A 22419-nucleotide genomic window follows, 5' to 3' on the forward strand; every position below is an offset into this window, starting at 1 on the left:
AGATGACTGTGTTATAAATGGGATATTTACACAATCCATCATTTAAGTAGTGGAGTATTCTAAGTTTTAAGAAGTAACAGTAGTTATCATTTCCGTAGGGAATAAAAATATTAGGAATCACAGGCTTTTTTTCTAATTCTTTGATGACAGAAAACGAAGCGATCAAGTGACTAATGTTCCAATAGCTTGCGTCTGCGCCAAGATCTTTGTGAATACGTCCCAAATAAGAGTAAAAGCTTCTTACATTATGCCAAGCAGCACACGAAATAACCTCTATTATCTTGGATCCGTCAGAATTCTTAAGAAGGTTCTCCCGAAGCTGACTTGAATACGTTTGAGATGCCTGCTTAAAAGTATTTATGTCGTATAATCGTCTCCAGTCTGAACATCTATAGTCCTCATCAAAGTGTTTTTCAATGTAGCTTAATCTCTTGGAAATTAACTTTACGAAGTCAGGAGTCTTCAAGTGTATAACTTTATCGTCAGGCCTTACATCTAAGAATCCATTCATGTTGTTAAAAAAGGTAAACTCCCTCATCGTTATTATTACGGTTGCACCGGTTGCTTCAGCCAAGGAATGTGCCGTAACATATAGCTCTTCTTGAAAATCCTCAGAAGCTTTATCGGCGTTATCAAGTATTAATACAACATTGACGTTATCACTTGTTTTGCTCTTTAGAATTCTCTTAATATATAGCTCATCATCGTCAATTAATCTGGATAGAGCAGCAGCTCTGTCTTCAATAAACCTCTCCTCATTATTATCGTATATTTCAGCATAAGGTCCTTCCCTTATCTCCTTAATTTCGCTTTTAAAAGCCTTTAAAAGAGCTGCATTTTTTCTTAATTCAGGCTCTTTGTCAGAAATGGCTTCTCGTGCTCTTTTAAGAATGATTTCTTTTGCATTAGAGGCTCTTTTATGAACATCGTTTATTAAATCGACAAGAAGAGGAAGAGTAGTTCCTTTTTTATATCGTCTAGCTTCATATAACGCTTTATTCACTAAAGTCGTCTTTCCACAACCAACAGCCCCTGTGATAATAACAACTCTACCAGAACCGACTTCCTTAAAAATTTCCTCTTTTCCACCCATAGGATCAAAATCCTCACTTTCGGGAGGTAAAAAGTTGGGTTTTGAGTCTTTTAGTATGCTTTTTAATTCACGTTTGTATTGCTCTAACTTTGAGTCACCGACAAAGCAGTGCTCAAGCATCTTTTGCCTTTTCCCATGGATAATCTCACCGAAAAACTCTGAATAAAATTCATTGAGGAAGGCTGGTGAAGGTGATTCCCACCATCGCAAGGGACCTATCTCTGACTGTAAAAGCTTGCATACTGGTGATGGTGAGTAATTAATTTCATAAAGATAAGAATGTGGTTGTCCTTGAGAAACTCCATCTTTCGAAACAAGCTCCCATAGTTGATCAAAGTAAAAGGATTCACTAAAAAGATTACCAAAATAAACACCTTGCATTTTTTCAATGCTAGATCCCATGCTAGGGATAAGTTGGAATAGCATCCATTCAGCTCCATTTGTAATCAGAGCAAACGATACGCCTGTAGACCAACAATAAGCTGCAGACTGCTTTATGGCATCAGTTAAAGAAGCATTAAAGGCTTGCTTAAAATAAGAGACCGGGTATTCGTGTTTAGTGATAGTTTTTTTATTATTACTCGAGAATGTTGTCCCATATTTTTTAGCTTCGACGACTAAGCAAGGTTTACCATCATATTCAAGCAAGTAGTCAATATATCCAGCGGTACCAGATTTTGCTTCAGGGTTAAACTCGCTTTCATCCCACCCCAACGCCTTCAAAACTTCATCTATTAGGAGAAGGCGAGTTTTGGCTTCATTTCCATCTTGAAGAGCATCCTTTTGATCTTGATATTTTTTGATGAGCGCTTTTAACCGAGAGTGCGCCCTTTCTCTCGGAGTGAGTTTTGTTTCCATCTTATAAGCTACATTTTTCCATTGTCTCACCTCATCTGAGCACAGTTCTCTATGTTTTAAAAGCACATAAAACTGGTGAGGCCTGATTTTTATAATCACCTTCTATGTGCATAAAATATCGCACATAACAAATTAAGCAGGCGGGATTGCCCTATCCGCAGCGCCCTTAAGACGTTAACATCTGCTATTCGAACTAAACAGCCAGTCTGCTTTGAGCGAGAACCGGACATTTTGAATCAAACCGGGTTTGTCGGAGGCCAATAATCTTGAGAGAATTAGCCAATGAACAAAAGAATCACCTATTCACCAGAAGTCCGCGAACGTGCTGTTCGCATGGTTTTGACATCAGAGCATGAGCACTCATCGAGGTGGGCTGCTTTGGTATCGATTGCATCCAAAATTGGTTGTACTCCAGAGACATTAAGAGCCTGGGTCAACAAAATGGAAGTCGACTCAGGCAAGAAGCCCGGGGTCACCAGTGATGCTGCAGTCAGAATGAAAGAGCTCGAACGAGAGAACAAAGCGCTCAAACAAGCTAACGAGATCCTGAAAAAAGCTGCTGCACTTTTTGCGCAGGCGGAGCTCGACCGCAAACCGAAGAAATAGTCCAGTTTATTGATGCTCACCGGGCGTTGTATGTGTATGGTATCGAGCCAATCTGTCGGGTATTGAAGATTGCACCATCAACGCATTATCGCTGCAAAGCACTTGAAGCGGAGCCTGAGCGTCGCTGCCAGCGGTTTCATGAGGATGAAGCACTAAAACCAGAAATTCTGCGGGTATGGCAGGAAAGCAGCCGTTGCTATGGCGTTAGAAAAGTGTGGAAACAGATGAAGCGAGAAGGCTTTACGGTTGCCCGTTGCACGGTCGCCAGACTCATGGCCGTTCAGGGACTTCTCGGTGTGCGCCGAGGTCGCGGCTGTGTCACGACAATTCCCGATGACAGTGCGGATAAACAGTTAGATTTAGTTAATCGTGAGTTTACCGCGCAGCGTCCTAACCAGCTGTGGGTCGCCGATATCACATACGTCGCGACATGGTCAGGTTTTGTGTATGTCGCCTTCGTGAAGGATGTTTTCTCGCGCAAGATTGTTGGCTGGCGAGTGATGAAATCGATGCAGACACAATTAATTCTGGACGCCTTAGAGCAAGCACTATGGTCGCGTGGAAAGCCGAAAGGCGTTATTCACCACAGTGACCGAGGCAGTCAGTATGTGTCCATCCGTTATTCAGAGCGACTGTCAGAGGCTGGTTTTAGTGCGTCAGTTGGTAGCGTCGGCGACTCGTATGGCAACGCGTTAGCTGAGACGATTAACGGCCTGTATAAAGCGGAGGTCATCTACAAAGACGGTCCCTGGAGAGGGCTTGAGCAAGCCGAACTGGCAACACTGGATTGGGTCGACTGGTTCAACAATAAGCGCCTGTTGAGTCCTATCGGGGATATTTCACCTGCTGAGTATGAAGATAATTACTATCGACAACTAGCAGAAGTTGAGGCAGCATGACTCAAACAAATACGCCTCCGAATTTACCGGTTCGATTCATTCAGCTTAACGCCGTAGCAACCTACACTATTAATAGTGCGAATCAGGAACAGTGCGCTAATCCGTACAATGTTGTGCGTTTTATTATTGTGCTGTGTATTTAAGTTGTTTAATGTGAGTTAAATATTGCAAGAGATATCCACTGGTCGAAAAGCCAAGCTTTTTATTTTCATAGGAATTTTGAAATTGCAGGGACTTGAACATCTTGACAATCAATTCGAAAGAGCCGAGTACTTCCAAAGCCTCTTGATAGCCACGGCTACAGGAGGTGAAGCTGACGACGGACATTATCAACTTATTCGTCACGAGTTACTTAATTCAACTGTAATATCAGAAATGCTACCAAGATGGATAAAAACAAAAAGAAATCTTGATCAGTTCTGGCAATTTATAAAGTCCAAATTTTCTACTTATGAAGAGCGTAGACGCTTCATTTGGACTGAGGCTAATCCTATTTTACAGTTTTTAGAGAGTGGACTACCACATCCTGCCCAGAAAACTATCGATGAAGTGTTAAGTGATTTCGATTCAGATAGTATTAATTTTGCTTGGTCTAAAGCACTTGAGCGAAAGCTTTCAGATCCGGAAGGTGCAATAACAATATCAAGGACAATCCTTTAAAGTGTATGTAAACACATACTTGATGATAAAGGCATTCAGTAGAATTTCAGCAATATTGAATTATCAGAACTTTATAAAATAACCGCAAAAGAGCTCAACCTTTCACCAGACCAACATAATGAGCAGATTTTTAAACAAATTCTTGGTGGCTGCTCTGGTATTGTGAACGGGTTGGGAACTTTGAGAAATAAACTAGGAGATGCGCATGGGAAAGGAAAGCTACCTGTTAAACCTCAAGCCAGACATGCGGAGCTGGCTGTTAACCTTGCAGGCTCAATGACACTTTTCCTAATCTCAACTCATGCCAATACCAAAGCATAAGAAACAAGGGGTTCTACCCCGTTATTAAGGGGAAAGGTCAAAGGTCTTTGAGCCTAGTAACGTTCACAAGTCTGCCAGCATGCGCGGGACTGTAGACGTTATGAAATTTAGGAGTGTGTAATAGTGAATACCTGTATGGCGATTAAATGCGAGACTTGTGAACAGGAAATTGACTGTCGCATCGGGTACTCGAACAGGCGTATACAGCCTTTGATTCTCTCGTGCCCGCATTGCGATTCTCAGCTTGGAATTACTCTCGATATCTCACATGCGCCACGTTCCGAATTTCAATTTGATGGTTGTAGGCCCTCCGAGACCCAACCCTCTGGGCCGTTCAAGGGAGTTAATCCGTTTTTGGACTTACATCTCGATTTTCCAGTACGTTCAGGCAAGTACGAGATGGGGAAAACGCCGTTTTTCATGGCAATGGATGACTTGAAAGTAGCTACAAGTGGAGATCAAGAAAAGGCACATGAAGTGCTGCAATTTCATAGTTTTCACCTCAATGCGCTCAACGAAATGGCTGAGAAAGCAGGTGAAATCAAAAGGTTAATCAATCTTTACCATGGAAAAAATAAGCAGCTTTTTCAGAAACGAGCGGCCGCCTCTCTAGAAAGGCCTGTAGAAAAATCTCTGCTTCCTCAGGACGTCAATGCAACGCTCTATTGTGTTATTGCAAAGGCATTTTTCCCGTTCACTGTATTTGCTCACAACGAAGAGATTTCAGAGGGGATGCCAAAGCTGATGCAGGTCATGAATCGAGAAAAATTGAGAGAATTCATAAACGATCTCGACTCATCAGAATTTCTGAGCGGGCTCCAGCGTGACTGTCTAAAAATTTACCCTAGGATTTTTGACGCTGAACTGCCTTTAAGGCCAGCACTATTTCTTGATCTTATTGGCAACACCGAAGCTGAAAAGGCAGCAACCCGTGTATCTGCGAAGGACTTTTTGAGTCTTAAAGACTTGTACAAAGATGTGGTTGAAATACTAAGCCGACAACTTGTGCTTGTAGCCGGCGTAAACAATCTACTGCATAGAGGCGATGCAAATAGCTTTAAAGCAATTGATGGAGGCACGCTACGCGGACTGATAAAATACTCCGAAAAGGCTCTATCAGAAAAGTTTAAGTATCTTGACGACTGCTGGTTTAAAGTAGATATGGACGCCTACAACCTAGATATGCGAAATGCGATTGCCCACAATAACGTGAACTACAGCGGGGTGGATCAGGTTATCACCTATACCCCAGGCGGTGGGCGCCTTGAGCTAGGCACGGATAAAGCCATGACATTACTCGAGTTCATGCGCCTGCTACTTGTCGCTTTTCGTGAGATGCATAGTCTCCATCATGTGATAAAAAGTCTCTTTTATTACAAATACTTGATACATGATAGAGGAGCGGCAAAATAATATCTGCCAAATCGCTGCGGATTAACAAGTTGCTGCGCGCCGATACGTCAATTGCTGCGCTCATAATTCACTGGCAGGCAAGCCGTTAACGTCCGCTGTTGGCACATAACCGACATTAATCGTCGGTGACACTGGGAAAGTCCAGAAGTCGCTAAGCGCTTTGATATTCGATTTGCTGCTCCTAAACCCCTTCCCCACAAGCATACCCAGAGCTCCAGGCCCATTGGAAGTTGTAGCCGCCGAGCCAGCCGGTGACGTCGAGCACTTCGCCGATAAAGTAGAGGCCGGGTTGTAGTTGGCTTTCCATGGTTTTTGAGCTGATTTGGTTAACGTCGACGCCGCCGAGGGTGACTTCGGCGGTGCGGTAGCCTTCGCTGCCGTTGGGTTTGAGCGGCCAGCGGTTTAAGAAGCTGGCGATGCGTTCTATCTGGCTGTGGGATAGGTCGGCCAGGTTGCCTTGTTGCGGCCAGCCTTGCCAGGCTTGTAGTCGCTGCGCGACGCGCTTGGGTAGCAACTGCTGTAAGACGGTAGCTAACTGTGCTTTGGGCGATTGCTGCTGTTGCTGTTTAAGCCATTCGGCTACATCGGTATCGGGGCACAGATTCAGTTCGACGCTCTCGCCCGGTCGCCAATAGGATGAAATCTGCAAAATCGCCGGTCCGCTAACGCCACGATGGGTAAACAACATGGCTTCGCGGAAAAAGCCGTCGTTGGCACTGGCGGTGATCGGTAGTGATACCCCGCTCAGTTCTTCTAATGCTTGCTTATCGTGGGGCTGCAAGGTGAGCGGCACCAACGCCGCCGATACCGGCTGAATGCGATGGCCAAACTGTTCGGCCAGTTGATAGCCGAGCGGGGTGGCGCCCAGTTTTGGCATCGACAAGCCGCCGCAAGCGACCACCAGTTTGTCGCTATAAAGCGTTTGTCTGGTGTCGCCGCGCTGAGTCTCGATGGTATAACCGTTAGTGGCGTCGTGCGTCACCGCTGTCACCTCGGTGCGCAGTTGTACTCGGGCGCCATATTTGTCGCACTCGGCTAATAGCATACGCACGATATCCTTGGCCGAGTCGTCACAAAACAACTGGCCGAGAGTTTTCTCGTGATAGGCAATGCCGTAGTCGCTGACTAAACCAATGAAATCCCACTGGCTGTAGCGGCTCAGTGCCGACTTACAAAAGTGTGGGTTGGCTGACAGATAATTTTCCGGGCTGGCGTACAGATTAGTAAAATTACAGCGGCCACCGCCAGAAATCAGGATCTTCTTGCCCGCTTGCTTGGCATGATCCAGCACCAGCACTCGCCGCCCACGGCGTGCCGCGTGCGCGGCACAATGCAGACCGGCGGCACCGGCACCGATGATCACTACATCGTAGTCAGCCATCCACGCTTAGCCCTGTAAGGCGGCTAATACATGCTCGGCTTTGCTTAGCTCGAATTGCTTCTCGCCCTCAACAAACAGGTGGCTGACCACGCCGTCTTTGATGACCATGGCATAGCGTTGTGACCGCACACCGCCAAAGCTGCCCATGTCTTTTGCTAAACCCAGCTTTTCGCTGTAGCTGGCGTCGCCGTCTGACAACATGCGTACCGCATCGCCGACTTGTAATTGCTCTGCCCAAGCGCGCATGACAAAGGCGTCGTTGACCGCTAAGCAGTTAATCGAATCGACACCGGCAGCGGCCAGTTTATCGGCCAAATTGACATAACCGGGCAGGTGTTGCTCGGAACAAGTCGGCGTAAACGCGCCGGGTACGGCAAACAGCACATGGGTGCCACTGGCAAACAGCTCGGCCGGATTATACGATTGAACACCTAACACGCCTTTTTCGGTCACGGTGCCGCTGGGTAGGGGTTGGTTTTCTGCAATCATGTGAGTTCCTTATTGAGTCAGTTGGCAAGCACGAGGGCTTGTTAACGCGCGATAAATTAGCGCTGATATACATCAAAACGGTGTTTTTTGCTGATGATTTGGCTGTTGGGTTTGAGCCCAGCCAGCCAATCCGCATGCTGCGGACGTTTTACCACCACGCGCTGTTGCGCCATTGCTAACGCCGGTTCCAGCAAGGCATCGGCGTCGCTGTCGGCGCCCACCAATTGCTGAAACATTTGCATGTCTTTCTTAACCGCTGCGCGCTGTTTGTTGCCCGCCGCTTTAGGATACATGGGGTCTAAATACACCACATCAATGTCGCTACGCAATCCGGCGCCGCTAAACAGGCTATCGCTGGCGGCAAAATACAGTCTTTCCGGTAACCAGTCTACACGGCGGGCGGCACGTGCTAAGCCGTCTTGTAGCAATGCCGCGACCACCGCATGGCGCTCGCTTAACGCCACCTGACAGCCCATGCTGGCGAGTAAAAAGGCGTCGCGGCCTAAACCGGCGGTGGCGTCTAAAACGCGTGGGCGTTGGCCCTTGCCTAAACCGACCGCACGGGCAATGGCTTCGTCTTTAATGCTGGCTTGGCGGGCGCGAAAGCCGCTTTTTCCCTCACCCAAATTAATCCGTAGTGGTGTCATTTTGGGCATGCTGAGCCAATGTAGCGCCAAGCCGTCGTCATCCAGATACAGCACAAACTCGGCATCCGGCTGCGGGCTGTCGGCCAGCTGATACTGCTCGGCTAAGCGCTTGGCGGCGTCGGCAAAAGCGGGCGTAGCCGCTAACAGAGCAACCGTTGGCGTCATGCAGCGCCATCCGCCGGCAATTGCATATCGATGTGCGGAATGCCGTCTTCTAAATACTCAGCGCTGACATCGACAAATCCTAACGAGCGATAAAAGTCGTGCAGATAGACTTGCGCCCCGATAATAATAGCCTGCCCGGCTTGCTGCGCGGCTAACCAGTCGATAGCGCGGCGCATGAGTTCGCGGCCTAAGCCGCTGCCGCGTGCTTGTGGCGCACAAATCACCCGGCCAATGCGCTGTTGAGGCTGTTGCGCCGATGCCAAAAACAAGCGTGCGTAAGCGCAAATATCACCGTGCTCGTTGCGAGCATATAAGTGTAGGGCGTCGCGGTCGGCGCCGTCAGCCTCTTGATATGGACAGTTTTGCTCGACCACAAAAACCGCCACCCGCAGTTGCAAAATGGCGTATAGGGTGTCGGTATCCAGTTCAGAAAATGACTTTATTTCCCAGATCATGTGGCAACTTTACCGAATTTTCGTGACAAATCGATCACATTACTGTGTTCATGTAGATACAGCGCCAACAACTCGGCGACACGATGGCGAGCGTCCCCCTTTTGGCTGATACTGCGTGCGACCGACAACGACGTGATTTGTGCTTGTTGATAAAGCAAACGGGTCAGGTCGGTGTCGTGGTTGCTGATCAGTACTGGAATTTTTCGTTTTAACGCGGTGTGTACCGCACGCCGTGCCAGCTCGTGTTGATGGGCCAAACTAAAGCCGCCGGTGGCGTAACCGGTAAAGTTAGCGGTTTTGGTTAGTGGCGCATAAGGCGGGTCGCAGTAAATCACATTGCCGCTGCGGGCGCGGCGAAATACGCTTTCAAATGAGCTGCAAATAAAGGTCGCGCGCTTGGCTTTTTCGGCAAAAAATTCCAGCTCCGCTTGCGGAAAATAGGGTTTTGCGTACTGTCCGAACGGGACATTAAATTGTCCCGAGCCGTTGTAACGACATAAGCCGTTGTAGCCGTGACGGTTCATATACAAAAACAGTAAGGAACGTTCGTAGGCGTCGCTGCTGCGATTAAAGCGTTTGCGCAGCGCGTAGTAGGCGTCGTTATGATTGTTGCGCGGCACGAATAGTCGTCGCGCATCGTCGATAAAGGTTTTCGGACGGCGCTTTAAGAACTTGTATAGGGTGATCAAGTCGGCGTTGATGTCGTTTAGCAGGTATTTGTCGTAATCGGTGTTCAAAAACACCGATCCGGCACCCACAAACGGCTCGATTAGCTTGTTACCCTCGGGTAATAAGTCCGCGATAGGGTCGATGAGGCCGTATTTGCCGCCAGCCCATTTTAAAAATGCCCGGTTCTTTTTCATGCGCCCCGACGCGTTACCGTTGAATCGTTGTCACGATTGTAACCTGATTCAAGGCTAAACACATCAGTGCATTTCGGCCTGCATGGCGGCAAACGATTTTGGCCACGGCGATAATCGTTGTATCGCCGCGGGTAAGGCGTTGGCGGCTTGGCGAGCGGCATCGACATTATCGTAGCGACCATAAATGATCACGTACTGATGTGGGCCTTGGCCTTTGCGATAAATACGCGTGAACGGCGCTAGCTGGCTGTCGCCGACAAAGGCTTCGGCGCTGGCCTGGTCGCTGGTGATCATTAGCTGTACCGCATAGTGCTGGGGCGCTTGGGCGGCCACCCAAGCGTTGTCCACGATCGCGCTGGGTAACAGCGGTAAGTCGGCAAAATCATCGTTGTGCGTGGTCGTTTGTGCGCTATCGGCGTTGCTGGCGTCGCGTTGCTTAACCCAGCTTAGCGCGAATTTACCGTCATTTTGGTAACGTTCGGCCGCACTTTGCAGGTCGCCCAAGGCGCTGTTATAGCTGATGCTAAGATCTTCCGGCAATAGTTCTAGTTGCTGCTCGGTCAATAACGGTTCGGCCAAACTGGCTACGCGGTTGCTCTCGGTATCGGCGGCGTTAGCGTCGTTGCTGTGGTTTTCAGCCGCCGTGGTTGCTGCGCTGGGTGTCTCGTTGCGAGTATTTTTTAACGTAGTGGTCGACGTACTGGCCATACCCCACAAGTCACGGGTTACATAAGCGGCCATGGCGAGTGCTAACAGCGCCGCGCTCAGCAACACCCAACGCAGCGCGATGCGGCGTGCTGGCGCTGCCTCGCTCGCAGCGCTACTAGCGCTAGCGGTGGTGGACTCGGCGCTAGGCTGCTCAGCCTCATCACGGCTGGCACGCGCTTGTGCGGCGACGATGGCGTAGGCCATGCGCTGTTGAATGTCGCCGGGATAACCGTCGCTACCTTGCAGTTGTTGCAGAATGCGTTCGGCGTTAAATCGGCGTCGTAATTTATCCGGTAGCAGCGAGTTGGCGAATAGTACCTGTTCTTGCCGATCAAAGGGTTCCACTTGCACCAGTTCGGCGCTGCTGGCGTTACCGTTAGGCGCGCGCTGCTGACGTGCCCACTGACTACTGGCGGCGATGATAATGGTGAATTTTTGCTGACGCTGTACACGCATGGTCTGCAACGCTTGTTGCAGTTCGGCGATAAAGTTAGTCGGTAATAACTCGGCATCGTCGATGACAATGGCAGCATGGTTAAGGCTACGCTGCCGCTGTAACTGTGTCGCCAGTGGCGCGTCGGATACCGCCACGGTGCCATACAGTTGGGTTAACAGTTGGGTGCGTAAATGGCTGACTTTGCTACGGGCATTGGCGATGACGTAAGCGACTTCGGCATATTCAGACGCTTGTTCTAAATACAATTCTAGCAACGTCGATTTTCCGGCACCTTGTGGGCCGTGCAAAATCAACAGCTGTTGGCTGAAGTTACTGAGATAATGTAGGCGTTCTAATACACGTTGCTGGCTGGCGGTGTTTTTCACCGGGGCGGCCAATAACGCGGTCTGTTCTGTCACCGCTTGCATAGCTGTATGTCCGACTTAACTGTTAACGTTGATTTAGCACCGCATCTATACGGCAGGACTAAATCAGCCTGGCTACGTGGTTAACAAAAGGCTTGTTAACTCGCGTCGGCAATAGCAGCTGCTACCAGTTCCTCGTCACAGTCAGTCAGAAGTTTTGATTTGCCTATCGCTGTGGGTAGGACAAACCGCAATTTGCCTGCCTTTACCTTTTTGTCACGCTGCATATACTGCAACCAAGTTTCCCAAGGCATGGCGGGCGCCTTAACGGGAAGCTGGAGTGCCTGTAATAGCGCGACAATGCGACGGAAATCTGACGCTGATAGCAACTGCATTGCCACGGCTAAGCGTGATGCAATAACAGTGCCAGCAGCAACGGCCTCGCCATGACGCCATTGGTTATAGTCGTTGGCGGCTTCGATGGCATGGCCAAAGGTGTGGCCTAAATTTAGCAACGCGCGGACGTCTTGCTCGCGCTCGTCGGCGGCGACGATGTCGGCTTTAATGCGACAACTGCTAGCGATGGCGTATTGTAAGGTGGCGCTATCACGCGCTAACAGGGCTTGCTGTTGTTGCTCTAACCAGCCGAAAAAGTCGGCGTCGTGGATGATGCCGTATTTCACCACTTCGGCTAGACCGCAATAAAAATCTCGTGGCGCCAAGCTATTGAGCACGTCGCAATCGATCAGGACCGCTCGCGGTTGATAAAACGCACCGATCAGGTTTTTGCCACCAGGATGGTTAACCGCGGTTTTGCCACCGACCGATGAATCGACCTGAGCCAATAAGGTGGTGGGAATTTGATAAAAGTCGACGCCGCGTTGGTAGGTGGCCGCGACAAAGCCCGCGATATCACCGACCACACCGCCACCCAAGGCCAGCACTGCGCAGTCGCGATTAAAACCGGCGCCGATCAAGTCGCTCATGATCGCGGCGTAACTGTCTAGCGATTTGAATTGTTCGCCGTCACCAATGTAATGCACCAACACCCGAGCAGCACTAAATTGCTGTTGTAGACGTACTAAATATAAGTCGCCGACGGTGTGATTAGTGACGATGAGCAATTGTCGCTGGGCAAGCTCGGGTAATAACTCAGCCGCTTGGTCCAACAGTTGTGGACCGATAAAGATGGGATAGCTACGCTCATCCAGTTGCACCGTTAGTGTCTGCATGAGCGTACCTGTCTACACGCCGAGTTGGTCGATGATTTCGTTAACGACGATTTTTGCGCTTTGTTCATCGGTACGTACGGTAATATCCGCAATTTCTTCGTACAGCGCTTCGCGTTCATCGGCCAAGTCTTCTAATACTTGACGCGGGTCATCGGCCTCGGCAATTAACGGCCGACGCTTGTCGCGTTGGGTGCGTGCCAGTTGTTTGTCGATCGTGGTTTGCAAATAAACCACGATACCGCGCGCCGATAAGCGATTGCGGCTTTCTTTACTTAAAATAGAGCCGCCACCGGTAGCCAGCACGATACCCGTTTTTTCAGTGAGTTCTTCTATCACTTTCTCTTCACGGGCACGAAAACCTTCTTCACCCTCAAGTTCAAATACCCAACTGATCTCGGCGCCGGTACGGCGTTCGATTTCGGTATCAGAATCAAAAAATTCCAGGTGGAGTTGTCTTGCGATTTGGCGACCGATAGTGCTTTTGCCTGCCCCCATGGGGCCAACAAGGAAAATATTACGTTTTTCAGCCATATTCCTGTTACATCACCGTTTGATAGCTGTGACTCACGAATCCGGAGTGTCTAGAGACCTTCCTCAACCCTACGAAAAAGAGGCAGGATTATCGCAATTTAAGCCCGTCGAGGCAATAGATGTCAGATTTATTGCGTCAAAAGCCGCTCAAAATGACCCTGATCAAGCTCATTCGACGACGTTTTTATGTTCATAGGTTGCTGATCTTTAGTGGCTTTATCCACTAATTGAGGCGTGACAAAAATCAGCAACTCACGTTTTTCGACAATCTGATTGGTATGCCGAAAAAAGCGCCCGATCAGCGGTAAATCGGCCAAAATCGGCACTTGGCTGCGGTCATCCAACTGTTGTTGCTGATAAATACCGCCGAGTACCAATGTTTCGCCGTTTTTTACCAGCACCTGCGTGCCCATTTCTTGTGTCTCGATGGCGACCGCTGGACCGGTCGGGGTACTGACGGTATCGCCGCGGGTGTTTTGGGTAATAACCAGATCAAGAATCACATGATCGTCGGGGGTAATGTGCGGTGTCACCGTAAGACCCATCACCGCTTTTTTAAACTGCACCGAGGTGGCACCCGAGGCCGCGCTCTCAACGTAGGGAATTTCGGTGCCCTGTTCGATATAAGCTGCTTGTTGATTGGCGGTGGTGATACGTGGACTGGCGATGATCTCGCCCTTGCTCTCGCGCTCTAACGCGGTTAATTCTAAATCGAGCAAGCGACCCTGACCGAATTTAGCAACGCGCAAGCCGAGGCTAGCTGCTGGCTGACTAACTGGCAGGTTGATGTTGAGGTGTTGTCGGGAGGCTACTTGGCCGTCATCGCTGGTGTCGCTACTGTCTTGTTGCGACTGGCTCGAGTTAGCGCCAGTCAAGTGTGGGCTGCCCCAACGAATACCAAGTTCTTCGGCGACATTATCGCGAATGGTCACCATACGTGCGGTAATGGTGACTTGGCGTACCGGCTTATCGAGCTGCTTAATCAACTCGACGATATCCTGCAAGGCCTGCGCATGATCGCGTAACAATAAACTATTGCTGCGTTGGTCAACGCTCACCGAACCCTGTGCCGATAGCCAATGCTGATCGTTATCGCGGATCAGTTCGGCAAGTGCCGAGGCGTTAGCAAAGTTTATCGCTAACACACGATTTTGCAGCGGCAAAACCGGCGCGTTGTTGTCATTAGCTTGATTAGCGCTGGTGTTGGCTGCTCGGCTGATCACTACCAGCCCCTGCTGCTGCCGAGCTTGGAGCTGATAAGTGTCGAGCAAGCCTTGCATTGCCGCTAACCAACTGACGTGTTGCAGGCTAATGCGAGCCGGTGCGGTGAGGCCGTCGGCTAACATGAGATTAAGACCAATATGCTCGGCCAATAGCGTTAATAATTCGGCCAGCGGCAGTTCGCGGGTTTGCAGATCAAGCCGTTGTTGTGCGCGCTGCCAATGACTGCTGGGAAGCCACTCGGGCATAACCAGAGTTTGCTCAGCCATTGCCCGTTTGAATAGGGTTGGGCTGACTAGCGTTTGGCCGCATAAGACAATTACCAGCAGTAGGGTGATGCGAGTCGCGTGGCTAACAAGGTGGCGCATAAAGTAAACCCATCACTCAGTTGGTGGTTGTGGTGTTGCGGCAGGGGGGGCCGCAACGGTAAACGAAGGCTTTGCGCGGGTGTCGCAGATGCAAAAAAGGACGCACAGCCTTTTATGCAAACTAGCTGCACGTGACGTGGACCAATCTCGCTTAAACGTAAGCGACCGCCCGCAAACGGCTGCTGCGCGCTCACTGTAAATAACTGTACCGCGCCGCTAGGTGACTCAAGCAGTAGTCGCGCGCGCCGTTCTTGTGGGTTACCGATAATCGCTAGTAGCTGCGGTAACGGCCGTGTTGGTTGCTGCTCGTTATACGTACTCGCTGTCACAGCCGGCTCGTTGTCGGCAACGAATGACGGCGCTACCGACGCCGCGACGAAATAGCCAGGAGCGGTCAGTGTGCCAGCGGTTGCCGTGATCAGTGGCAGTTGACGTGTTGGCTTGCTCGTCAACGTCGCGTTAGCGTCCGCGATTGGCCTCTGCTGCTGCAAACGCAAGCGTACCTTCAGTGGTGCTTCGGCGGTTGCCGCAGCAACGCTGATTTGCGCGTCGGCGACCGGCCATAGCGGTTGTTGCTGAGCCCATTGCTGTAGCCATTGCAACAACCCCGGCCAATCAGCCAGCGCCTGCAGCTCTAGTTGTTCGTCGGCGCTAAATTGCCAGCGCTCAAGTAGCCAGCGACCGTCTTCGACCGGCTGTTGTAGGCTTTGTTGAGGCGTTGTCTGGTCGCTGTTAACAGTCGTTGGCTCAACAATGTCATGGGCGCTGGTCGGCCGTGCATGGGTGAGTAGTTGTTGGCGCCGAACTAACTCATCAAGCCAATGCTGTTGTACGCGCTGCAGGTTTAGCCACAGCAGAGCCCCGAGTAACCAGAAGACGGCAAACTTTAGCGCTAAACCGCTGAACAAGCCCGCGGGTAAATGACCACTCAATCTACCCAGCGCCATGTGCCAACGGTTTATCGAGTTGAAAGTGTAAGCGGTAGTCGGCGTTACCGGCGGCGTTTGCTTGTCGTTGGCTATGTTGCAGGGTGACGCTTAACGGCAAGCGTTGCAGTTGTTGTTGCATGGCGGCGCCGCGCGCCGGGCTATCGACCTGCGCAGTCACGCTTAATTGCTGTTGCCACGCTAACTTTACCAGTTTAGCGCCGCTGTCACCGGCAGCGCGATTAACGCTGGCTAATAGCCGTAGTAACGACAATTGTTGCTGGCGCCAATGCTGTTGCAATTGCCGCTGTTGTTGTCGTTGTTGCTGTTTTAATCGTGCCGTCGCCAGTTGCTGCTGTTGTCGTTGATAGGCCTGCCAGAGTGGCTGTTGCTGTTGCCACGCTTGCAGGGTGTGCCAGTGCCAGAGCAACGACACTACGGTGGTCAGCGCCACCAACAGCAGCGCGCTCAGTACACAAGCACGCGCTCGGCGCCAACGACGACGTGGTCGCCAATCAATAAAGTTTAGATATGACACGAATAAAAGCCTCGTAATGCTAGGCCCAGCAACTGGCAGTCGATGGCGGCGGGTAGGCCGCAGATGTCGGCTACCTGTACCTCGTCTAAGGCAATCAACGGCAGCTTAGCGGTCAGCGCCTGCTGTAGCTGCTCGCGCTCGTCAACGCCCACATCCAGCAGACAAAGACTCGCAGGCTGCGCATGTAACTCGGCAATCACATCGGCAACTGGCAGTATCTGCTGCTGTTGCCATTGCGCCGCCTTACCGCGATAACACTGTAGTAATCCAAAGCCCGCATTACAGAGTAAACACCAGTCAGCCGGTAGTTGTTGCTCGGCGAGTTGTGCCCAGCACTGCGGCAAATAGTGACATAGCCCGCGCAAGCGACTTTGTTGGCGAGGTTCAATCACCGCCAACGGCCAATGTAACTGGCGAAACTGCTGCTCTAATTGCTGTAGCGGTTGCTCGTGCGCCACCGCTAACCGACATTGCTGCTGCTGTGCTTGAAAGTCGACACGGTAGTGTTGCGCCGCTGGTGGCATGGCTGCCGAGCCTATTGCTGCGTTGGCTGGCGCAGTCAGTTGTTGCTGCAGATGTTCTTGCACTTGCTGTGCCAGCGCCGGACGAGTTTGCAGGGCCAGTTGTTGTTGCTGGTAATGTTGTTCGTCTAAGCCAATCATGGCCGGTGGTAAGCGGCCAAACTGACGTTTTAACAAGCTTGCCATACGTAGCAATAAAGAGGCGAACGGTTGCTCGCCTTGCCCGGCGTCGGCACTGAGGTGTTGATAAAAGCGACAGCTATAGCCTTGCTTCGCGGCACTTAACCACAGTGCGTACAAGTGCTGCTGTTGATACAGCAATGCCAGTGCCGGGTGCTTGCCGGACAGCGGTTGACTAGAGGCCAGCGGCTGCGCCACCGACGTTGATAAAACTCGAGCGAGAGCGGTCATAAGTCGATCCTTCGACAACATGAGCAAATGTAAGCTGGCGCTCAAGACGCCAATCAGGGTCGATCACAGATCCTTGTGACGACGGTCATGCAAGCGTAGTGTAAAGTACAAAAATCAGCCATAATATAGGGTATTCTATGGAACGTATTGTTCTGTAAGTTATCAATGTAATCTAAAATCAAATCAGTAATGGGGTCGGTCGTTGAGGATTTTTAAGCGTATTCTGCTGGCGATATTAGCGCTAGGACTAGTAGGGATTCTGGTTATTGCAGGATTTTATTGGGCTGTTAAAGACGATTTACCCAGCGTTGCCGATATTCGCGACGTGCGGTTACAAACCCCCATGCAGGTCTATGCAAAAAGCGGCGAGTTGATTTCTCAGTTTGGCGAAATGCGGCGTATCCCGTTGACTCTGGACGAAATGCCGCAACAAATGATCGATGCCATTCTGGCTACCGAGGATAACCGTTTTTACGAGCACTTTGGTATTGACCCCATTGGTGTTGCGCGAGCGTTTTTTGGCTTGGTCACGACCGGTGAAATCCAAGGTGGTGGTAGTACCATTACCATGCAGCTCGCACGCAACGTTTACCTAAGCTTTGAGCAGCGCTTTATTCGTAAAGTTAAAGAAGCCTTTATTACGTTGCGTATCGAGCAAGAGTTAAGCAAAGATGAGATCCTTGAGCTGTACCTCAACAAAATCGCCTTCGGCCAGCGCGCTTACGGGGTTGGTGCCGCGGCGCAAGTCTATTATGGCAAACCATTAAAAGATCTGACACTGGCGCAAATTGCCACCATTGCTGGCTTACCCAAAGCGCCGTCCACCTTGAACCCGATCAGTAACCCTGCACGCTCAAAAGAACGCCGTCGGGTGGTGTTATTGCGCATGTTAGACGAGAAGAAAATCAGTCGCGAGCAGTTTGAAGAGGCAGCCAACGCACCGGTAACGGCGCGCTACCACGGCGCTCAAATTGCTATGAGTGCGCCGTATTTGGCCGAAATGGTACGCCAAGAAATGGTCGATCGTTTTGGCGAAGACGAAGCCTATAATGGTGGTTATCGCGTTTACACCACCGTCAACGCACACATGCAGATTGCCGCGCAACAAGCGGTGATGAACAACTTGCACTTGTACGACGAACGGCACGGTTATCGAGGCCCGGTGGCGTGGTTATGGGGTAAGCCGAAAGATGGCAAAAAACCGCAGCAGCAACCTGCTACACTGGCCTTAACCAGCGAGAATCAAGCTTGGCAGCCTCAACAAATCAATGACTATCTAGCCAATCAACCGGTCATCGGTATGACCGTACCGGCGGTGGTGACCAAGCTGGGTGAAGACTCCGCGCAACTGATCATCAAGGGCGGTGAACAAGCCGCGTTGAGTTTTGCCAACGTCAGATGGGCGCGGGAATACTTAAATGAAGATCGGCAGGGTGCCGCGCCGCAAACCATTGCTGATGTATTACAGGCTGGTCAGCACATTTTGGTGCGTAAAACCGATAACGGCTGGCGCTTAGCACAAGTGCCCGAACCGAGTTCGGCGCTGGTGTCGCTGAACCCGAAAGACGGTGCCGTGGATGCCATTGTCGGTGGTTATAGTTTTGCTTTGAGCCAATATAACCGCGCTGTACAAGCTGAACGACAGGTCGGCTCTAACATTAAACCGTTTTTATATTCGGCCGCCTTCGATAACGGCTTTACCTTGGCCTCGTTGGTCAACGATGCGCCGATAAACCAATGGAATCCCGGCACCGGTGTTGCTTGGCGTCCAAAGAACTCGCCCGATGTGTACGAAGGGCCGATGCGTTTGCGCAAAGCCTTAGCGAAATCAAAGAACGTGGTGTCGGTGCGTTTGATCCGTGCCGTGGGGGTGGATACGGTCGCCGAACATTTGCAAAAGTTCGGGTTATCGCCTGATGCGATCCCGCACAACGAATCGTTATCGTTGGGTTCGATGTCGATGACGCCGATGCAAGTGGCGCGCGGTTACGCGGTATTGGCTAACGGTGGTCACTTAGTTAACCCTTACTTTATTGAACGGGTCGAAAATAGTGATGGTGAGGTCATTTATGAGGCTCAGCCAGCGGTCGCTTGTGCCAGCTGTGCCGACGACCCTAGCCGGGTCACGCAAGCACCTCAGGTGATTTCCGAGCAAAACGCGTTCTTGGTGAAGCAGGCCATGAATTCGGCGGTTTGGGGCGGCGGTAGTTGGGCTCATAAAACCGGTTGGAACGGCACCGCGTGGCGCATCCAGCGTTCTAAGCCACTGATCAATAATGTCGGGCGTAATATCGCCGGTAAAACCGGTACCACCAATGACGTCAAAGATACTTGGTTCTCGGGCTTTACCACCGGTATCGTAACCTCGGTATGGGTGGGTTTTGATAACGTCGAACGACAGTTAGGTCACAGTTCGATGCATCCTGATTTAGACCGTGACGAACAACCCATCAGCGGCGGCGAGGCGGGTGCAAAAACCGCTTTACCAGCGTGGATAGACTTTATGGCTGAGGCCACTGCTTATACTGAAAACAACGGCTTTGATGTACCGCCGGGAGTGTCGTCGGTGCGAATCGATTTAGACACCGGCAAACTGAGCAAAAATAACGATTACAGCAGTCGTTTTGAGTACTTTTTGATCGGCACCGAGCCGAAAGAGTTTGCCGAAAGCAACAGCGCACCGGTGGTGTTTGACGACGAAGAAGATGGCTCTATCTTTTAGTCGGCTTGACCACTAGCAGCTTAGACAAAAAAACTCAGCCAACTGGCTGAGTTTTTTATTGGCGCAGAGAAGACTCTGTCGGCGTTATTGGTTACTGGCTGCCAACTTACCCAACAGTTGATTCAAGTCGGATTGCACACCACCGGCTGTGACATGTTTTCCGGCGCCGGGGCCGCTGATCACTAATGGCATTTCTGAGTACCAATCGGTGTAAATAACAAAAATGTTCTCGCCTGGGATCAGGTTCGACAACATATCGTCGTCGCGAATGTATTCAATACCCACTTGCGCTTTAACATGATCCTGTTTGTCCACGGTAAAGCTGGCCATTAAGCGCGGCACACGCGAATCTAAGCGAGCTTTTTTATACATTTGCAGCATCGCATCATCCATTTCGGGTAAGCGTTGCATAAACTCCTGAAGCGGCACATCGCGTAATGCTTCTGGCACTAAACTGGTGACGTCAATGTCTTGCCAGTCCAAACGTAAGCCGATTTCTCGGGCTAGAATCAGCAACTTACGAACGATGTCTTGGCACGATAAGTCTTCTCGCGGATCGGGCTCGGTATAGCCACGCTGCTTGGCTTCCAGCACTAAATCACTGAATTTAACATCGTGATTAAAGTTTTCGAACAGCCACGACATCGTGCCGGAAAAAATGCCCGAAATGCTGCGAATTTCATCGCCAGCGTTGCGTAAATCGTTAATTGCGTAATTTAGCGGCAAGCCCGCACCGACCGTGGTGTTGTACAGCCATTCGCGTTTGTACTCGCGCTGAATGGTGCGAATCTCGCGATACTGGGCTTCGCTAGATGCGCCAGCCCGTTTATTGGCGGCGATGATATGTAAACCGTTGGCGAAAAAGCTCGGATACAGTTGCGCCACCGCAGTAGCATCGGTCATATCCATCATCACCAGTTCGTCATAAGGGGCGTTGGGTAATTCGCGAATAAGCTCGCTTAACACATAAGGCCGTGCCAGTCGGTCAAAGTCTTGCTGCCAATCGTGTAGTTCAATACCGTTATAGTCCAACCACAAGCGTTTCGAGTTGGTGATACCGATAATACGCACGTCCATCATCTGACTGATGCGTTCGCGTTGCTGATTAAACAACTGCAGCCAAGCACTACCGATGTTACCGCGACCGACCACCAACACGCCGAGGCTACGGCGATAACTAAATAATTGGCTATGCAGGCGGTTGAGCGTACGGTTATCGAGTTTTTGCTCTAATAAACCCAATACCGAATCACCGCGCTCGCTGACCACTAGCTTACGTAACTGTTGCTCACCTAGCTGACGTTTAAACTCGGCATATTCATCGCTTTCTTGAATACGGTTACCGACCAACGCGACCATGCTATAGCCGTTAATCTGCGTCACATGATGTTGTTTATCGACGCGATCTAACCAGCTTTGCACATAGTCTTGGTGGTTTTGGTGAAAAGCATAGTAGCTTTGCTGTTTATCGGCTTCGGTCCAGCTTACCAGCGGCGTTAAATCTAGGGATTCAAAGGCATCGACTAAGGCTTTATCGCTTAACTCAACGCGATATAAGGCGATATCAGCTAACGAGGTCAGTACCTTGCCACGCGGTTCGGTATGTTGATACATGCCGATGCGTGTTTGTTGGTTTTCGACTTTCAAGCTGGAGCGCACCGAGATCACCATGCGTTCACGGTCGACCGGCTGGAATGTGCGCGGGTGGAGCACCGGGCTACCTAAACGCGCCAGTTCTTCGGCTTCGCGCCAATCTAGTGTTGGCAGGCTAACCACGCGTTCCACTTTGCGTGGATCGGCTGAATAGACGCCGGCTACATCTTTCCAGATAGTGACTTGGCGCACATCTAATAAACTGCCCACTAACGTGGCTGAATAATCGCTACCGTTACGGCCCAAAATCAGTGAGTTACCCTCGGCGTCGCGGGCAATAAAACCGGTCACAATAAAGCGCGTGCCGGTATGCGGCGCTACACGCTGTAATAATGCTTGGCGTGACATTTCTACCCGAATTAAGGGCTCAGGGGCATCGTCGGCGGTCAAGAAAGTACGAGCGTCGATCCAATCGGCACGGATACCTTGTTTTTTAAGCAAACAGGCCAATAATCGCGCCGACCATAATTCGCCGTAAGCCAACAACTCGGCGTTACGTGAAATTTCTTCTTCGCCGTCCAGCCAACGTTGCCAGCGATTAAAATCTTGCTCCGATAGCGCCATTAACTGTGCTAATAAGTCACCGCTGAGCAATTCTTCAATCAGCCCTTGCTGATACTGGCGTAATTGCTGCAACAAGATGGCGGCGGCATCGCCCGGTTGTTGGCGTGCGGCGATGATCGCCAAGATACGGTTGGTGGTGTCGCCAGCGGCAGACACCACCACCAAATCGCTGGCACCGGCGTATTCGGTAACAATTCGGGCAACCCGCCGGTAACAAAAGGCGTCGGCTAAGCTGCTACCACCAAATTTATGTACTTGTACGTTGTCGGCTACGGCCTGTGCCTGCGTGGCACTTACAGAACTGACTGCGGTCATGATATGTGAGCTGTCCTTGTTGCAACGTGTTAGCGCGTTTCGCGGGCTCAGGCGCGAA

19 protein-coding genes and 1 other annotated feature are annotated in these 22419 nt (G+C 50.6%); of the genes, 5 read left to right on the forward strand and 14 right to left on the reverse strand.

Translation table 11 applies throughout. The features are described from left to right. A partial coding sequence (locus tag A10D4_RS10675) for an AAA family ATPase (protein ID WP_008489494.1) occupies positions 1–1951 on the reverse strand: 1951 nt, incomplete at its 3' end. Between the two features lie 282 nt (positions 1952–2233). Between A10D4_RS10675 and A10D4_RS10685 the strand changes: the two genes are divergently transcribed. The 4 genes from A10D4_RS10685 to A10D4_RS10695 all read left to right on the forward strand — a co-directional run bounded on the left by A10D4_RS10685 (position 2234) and on the right by A10D4_RS10695 (position 5850). Continuing rightward, positions 2234–3456 (forward strand): IS3 family transposase gene (locus A10D4_RS10685; protein ID WP_420196196.1). Its coding sequence is split into 2 segments (ribosomal slippage): positions 2234–2516 and positions 2516–3456, totalling 1224 coding nucleotides; the frame shifts between segments, so codons are not numbered across the junction. Then, positions 2512–2634: a sequence feature (AL1L pseudoknot), on the forward strand. (Overlaps the previous gene by 123 nt.) A gap of 165 nt (positions 3457–3621) precedes the next feature. Beyond that, the gene (locus A10D4_RS14265) at positions 3622–4116 is read left to right on the forward strand and encodes a hypothetical protein (protein WP_008489497.1); all 495 of its coding nucleotides are present in this window, start codon (positions 3622–3624) and stop codon (positions 4114–4116) included. Between the two features lie 78 nt (positions 4117–4194). Continuing rightward, positions 4195–4437: an abortive infection family protein gene (locus A10D4_RS14560; protein ID WP_420196198.1), complete on the forward strand. Its 243-nt coding sequence runs from the start codon at positions 4195–4197 to the stop codon at positions 4435–4437. A gap of 354 nt (positions 4438–4791) precedes the next feature. Further along, positions 4792–5850: a hypothetical protein gene (locus A10D4_RS10695; protein ID WP_202801440.1), complete on the forward strand. Its 1059-nt coding sequence runs from the start codon at positions 4792–4794 to the stop codon at positions 5848–5850. Between the two features lie 181 nt (positions 5851–6031). Here A10D4_RS10695 and A10D4_RS10700 read toward each other — a convergent pair whose 3' ends face one another. From A10D4_RS10700 to A10D4_RS10755, 12 genes are all read right to left on the reverse strand, one after another. After that, complete coding sequence (locus A10D4_RS10700; protein WP_008489499.1) at positions 6032–7231, reverse strand: BaiN/RdsA family NAD(P)/FAD-dependent oxidoreductase; 1200 nt, start codon at positions 7229–7231, stop codon at positions 6032–6034. A gap of 6 nt (positions 7232–7237) precedes the next feature. After that, entirely contained in the window at positions 7238–7720 is a 483-nt protein-coding gene (locus tag A10D4_RS10705) for a peroxiredoxin (protein WP_008489500.1), read from the reverse strand. A gap of 56 nt (positions 7721–7776) precedes the next feature. Then, positions 7777–8532 (reverse strand): class I SAM-dependent methyltransferase, encoded by a 756-nt coding sequence (locus A10D4_RS10710; RefSeq protein WP_008489501.1) that lies wholly within the window; start codon positions 8530–8532, stop codon positions 7777–7779. Next, entirely contained in the window at positions 8529–8987 is a 459-nt protein-coding gene (locus tag A10D4_RS10715) for a GNAT family N-acetyltransferase (RefSeq protein WP_008489502.1), read from the reverse strand. The genes A10D4_RS10710 and A10D4_RS10715 overlap by 4 nt, the downstream gene beginning before the upstream one ends. Next, positions 8984–9850, reverse strand: a complete 867-nt coding sequence (locus tag A10D4_RS10720) for a Dam family site-specific DNA-(adenine-N6)-methyltransferase (protein WP_008489503.1) — start codon at positions 9848–9850, stop codon at positions 8984–8986. The genes A10D4_RS10715 and A10D4_RS10720 overlap by 4 nt, the downstream gene beginning before the upstream one ends. A 63-nt stretch (positions 9851–9913) precedes the next feature. Then, a complete protein-coding gene (locus A10D4_RS10725; RefSeq protein WP_008489504.1) occupies positions 9914–11422 on the reverse strand; it encodes an AAA family ATPase in 1509 nt (502 codons plus the stop codon). Between the two features lie 95 nt (positions 11423–11517). After that, positions 11518–12591 (reverse strand): 3-dehydroquinate synthase, encoded by a 1074-nt coding sequence (gene aroB / locus A10D4_RS10730; protein WP_008489505.1) that lies wholly within the window; start codon positions 12589–12591, stop codon positions 11518–11520. Between the two features lie 12 nt (positions 12592–12603). Next, a complete protein-coding gene (aroK, locus tag A10D4_RS10735; RefSeq protein ID WP_008489506.1) occupies positions 12604–13122 on the reverse strand; it encodes a shikimate kinase AroK in 519 nt (172 codons plus the stop codon). Positions 13123–13250: 128 nt separating this feature from the next. After that, positions 13251–14711: a type IV pilus secretin PilQ gene (locus A10D4_RS10740; RefSeq protein WP_083849656.1), complete on the reverse strand. Its 1461-nt coding sequence runs from the start codon at positions 14709–14711 to the stop codon at positions 13251–13253. Further along, positions 14663–15658 carry a hypothetical protein gene (locus tag A10D4_RS10745; RefSeq protein WP_008489509.1) on the reverse strand — a complete coding sequence of 332 codons (996 nt, stop codon included), beginning with the start codon at positions 15656–15658 and terminating at the stop codon, positions 14663–14665. The genes A10D4_RS10740 and A10D4_RS10745 overlap by 49 nt, the downstream gene beginning before the upstream one ends. Further along, positions 15645–16175, reverse strand: coding sequence for a hypothetical protein (locus A10D4_RS10750; RefSeq protein ID WP_008489510.1), 531 nt, complete (start codon positions 16173–16175; stop codon positions 15645–15647). The genes A10D4_RS10745 and A10D4_RS10750 overlap by 14 nt, the downstream gene beginning before the upstream one ends. Beyond that, a complete protein-coding gene (locus tag A10D4_RS10755) occupies positions 16163–17107 on the reverse strand; it encodes a hypothetical protein (RefSeq protein ID WP_008489511.1) in 945 nt (314 codons plus the stop codon). Before A10D4_RS10755 ends, A10D4_RS10750 begins: the two co-directional genes overlap by 13 nt. 202 nt (positions 17108–17309) lie before the next feature. On the opposite strand from A10D4_RS10755, the gene A10D4_RS10760 reads away from it, so the two are divergent. Then, on the forward strand, positions 17310–19829 hold the full coding sequence (locus A10D4_RS10760) for a penicillin-binding protein 1A (RefSeq protein WP_008489512.1): 2520 nt from the start codon (positions 17310–17312) through the stop codon (positions 19827–19829). Between the two features lie 84 nt (positions 19830–19913). Here the strand turns inward: A10D4_RS10760 and metL are convergent, their stop codons facing one another. Next, complete coding sequence (metL, locus tag A10D4_RS10765; RefSeq protein WP_008489513.1) at positions 19914–22361, reverse strand: bifunctional aspartate kinase/homoserine dehydrogenase II; 2448 nt, start codon at positions 22359–22361, stop codon at positions 19914–19916. Positions 22362–22419 lie beyond the last annotated feature (58 nt).

Origin of the sequence: Idiomarina xiamenensis 10-D-4 (genome assembly GCF_000299895.1) — a bacterium.
Classification (GTDB): Bacteria; Pseudomonadota; Gammaproteobacteria; order Enterobacterales; family Alteromonadaceae; genus Idiomarina; species Idiomarina xiamenensis.

Excerpts from the sequence above, each read along its gene's own strand:
- A10D4_RS10715 (WP_008489502.1), bottom strand. The coding sequence starts at position 8,987 with ATGATCTGGGAAATAAAGTCATTTTCTGAACTGGATACCGACACCCTA.
- metL (WP_008489513.1), bottom strand. The coding sequence starts at position 22,361 with ATGACCGCAGTCAGTTCTGTAAGTGCCACGCAGGCACAGGCCGTAGCC.
- A10D4_RS10740 (WP_083849656.1), bottom strand. The coding sequence starts at position 14,711 with ATGCGCCACCTTGTTAGCCACGCGACTCGCATCACCCTACTGCTGGTA.
- A10D4_RS10755 (WP_008489511.1), bottom strand. The coding sequence starts at position 17,107 with ATGACCGCTCTCGCTCGAGTTTTATCAACGTCGGTGGCGCAGCCGCTG.
- A10D4_RS10720 (WP_008489503.1), bottom strand. The coding sequence starts at position 9,850 with ATGAAAAAGAACCGGGCATTTTTAAAATGGGCTGGCGGCAAATACGGC.
- A10D4_RS10745 (WP_008489509.1), bottom strand. The coding sequence starts at position 15,658 with ATGGCGCTGGGTAGATTGAGTGGTCATTTACCCGCGGGCTTGTTCAGC.
- aroB (WP_008489505.1), bottom strand. The coding sequence starts at position 12,591 with ATGCAGACACTAACGGTGCAACTGGATGAGCGTAGCTATCCCATCTTT.
- A10D4_RS10710 (WP_008489501.1), bottom strand. The coding sequence starts at position 8,532 with ATGACGCCAACGGTTGCTCTGTTAGCGGCTACGCCCGCTTTTGCCGAC.
- aroK (WP_008489506.1), bottom strand. The coding sequence starts at position 13,122 with ATGGCTGAAAAACGTAATATTTTCCTTGTTGGCCCCATGGGGGCAGGC.
- A10D4_RS10700 (WP_008489499.1), bottom strand. The coding sequence starts at position 7,231 with ATGGCTGACTACGATGTAGTGATCATCGGTGCCGGTGCCGCCGGTCTG.
- A10D4_RS10725 (WP_008489504.1), bottom strand. The coding sequence starts at position 11,422 with ATGCAAGCGGTGACAGAACAGACCGCGTTATTGGCCGCCCCGGTGAAA.
- A10D4_RS10705 (WP_008489500.1), bottom strand. The coding sequence starts at position 7,720 with ATGATTGCAGAAAACCAACCCCTACCCAGCGGCACCGTGACCGAAAAA.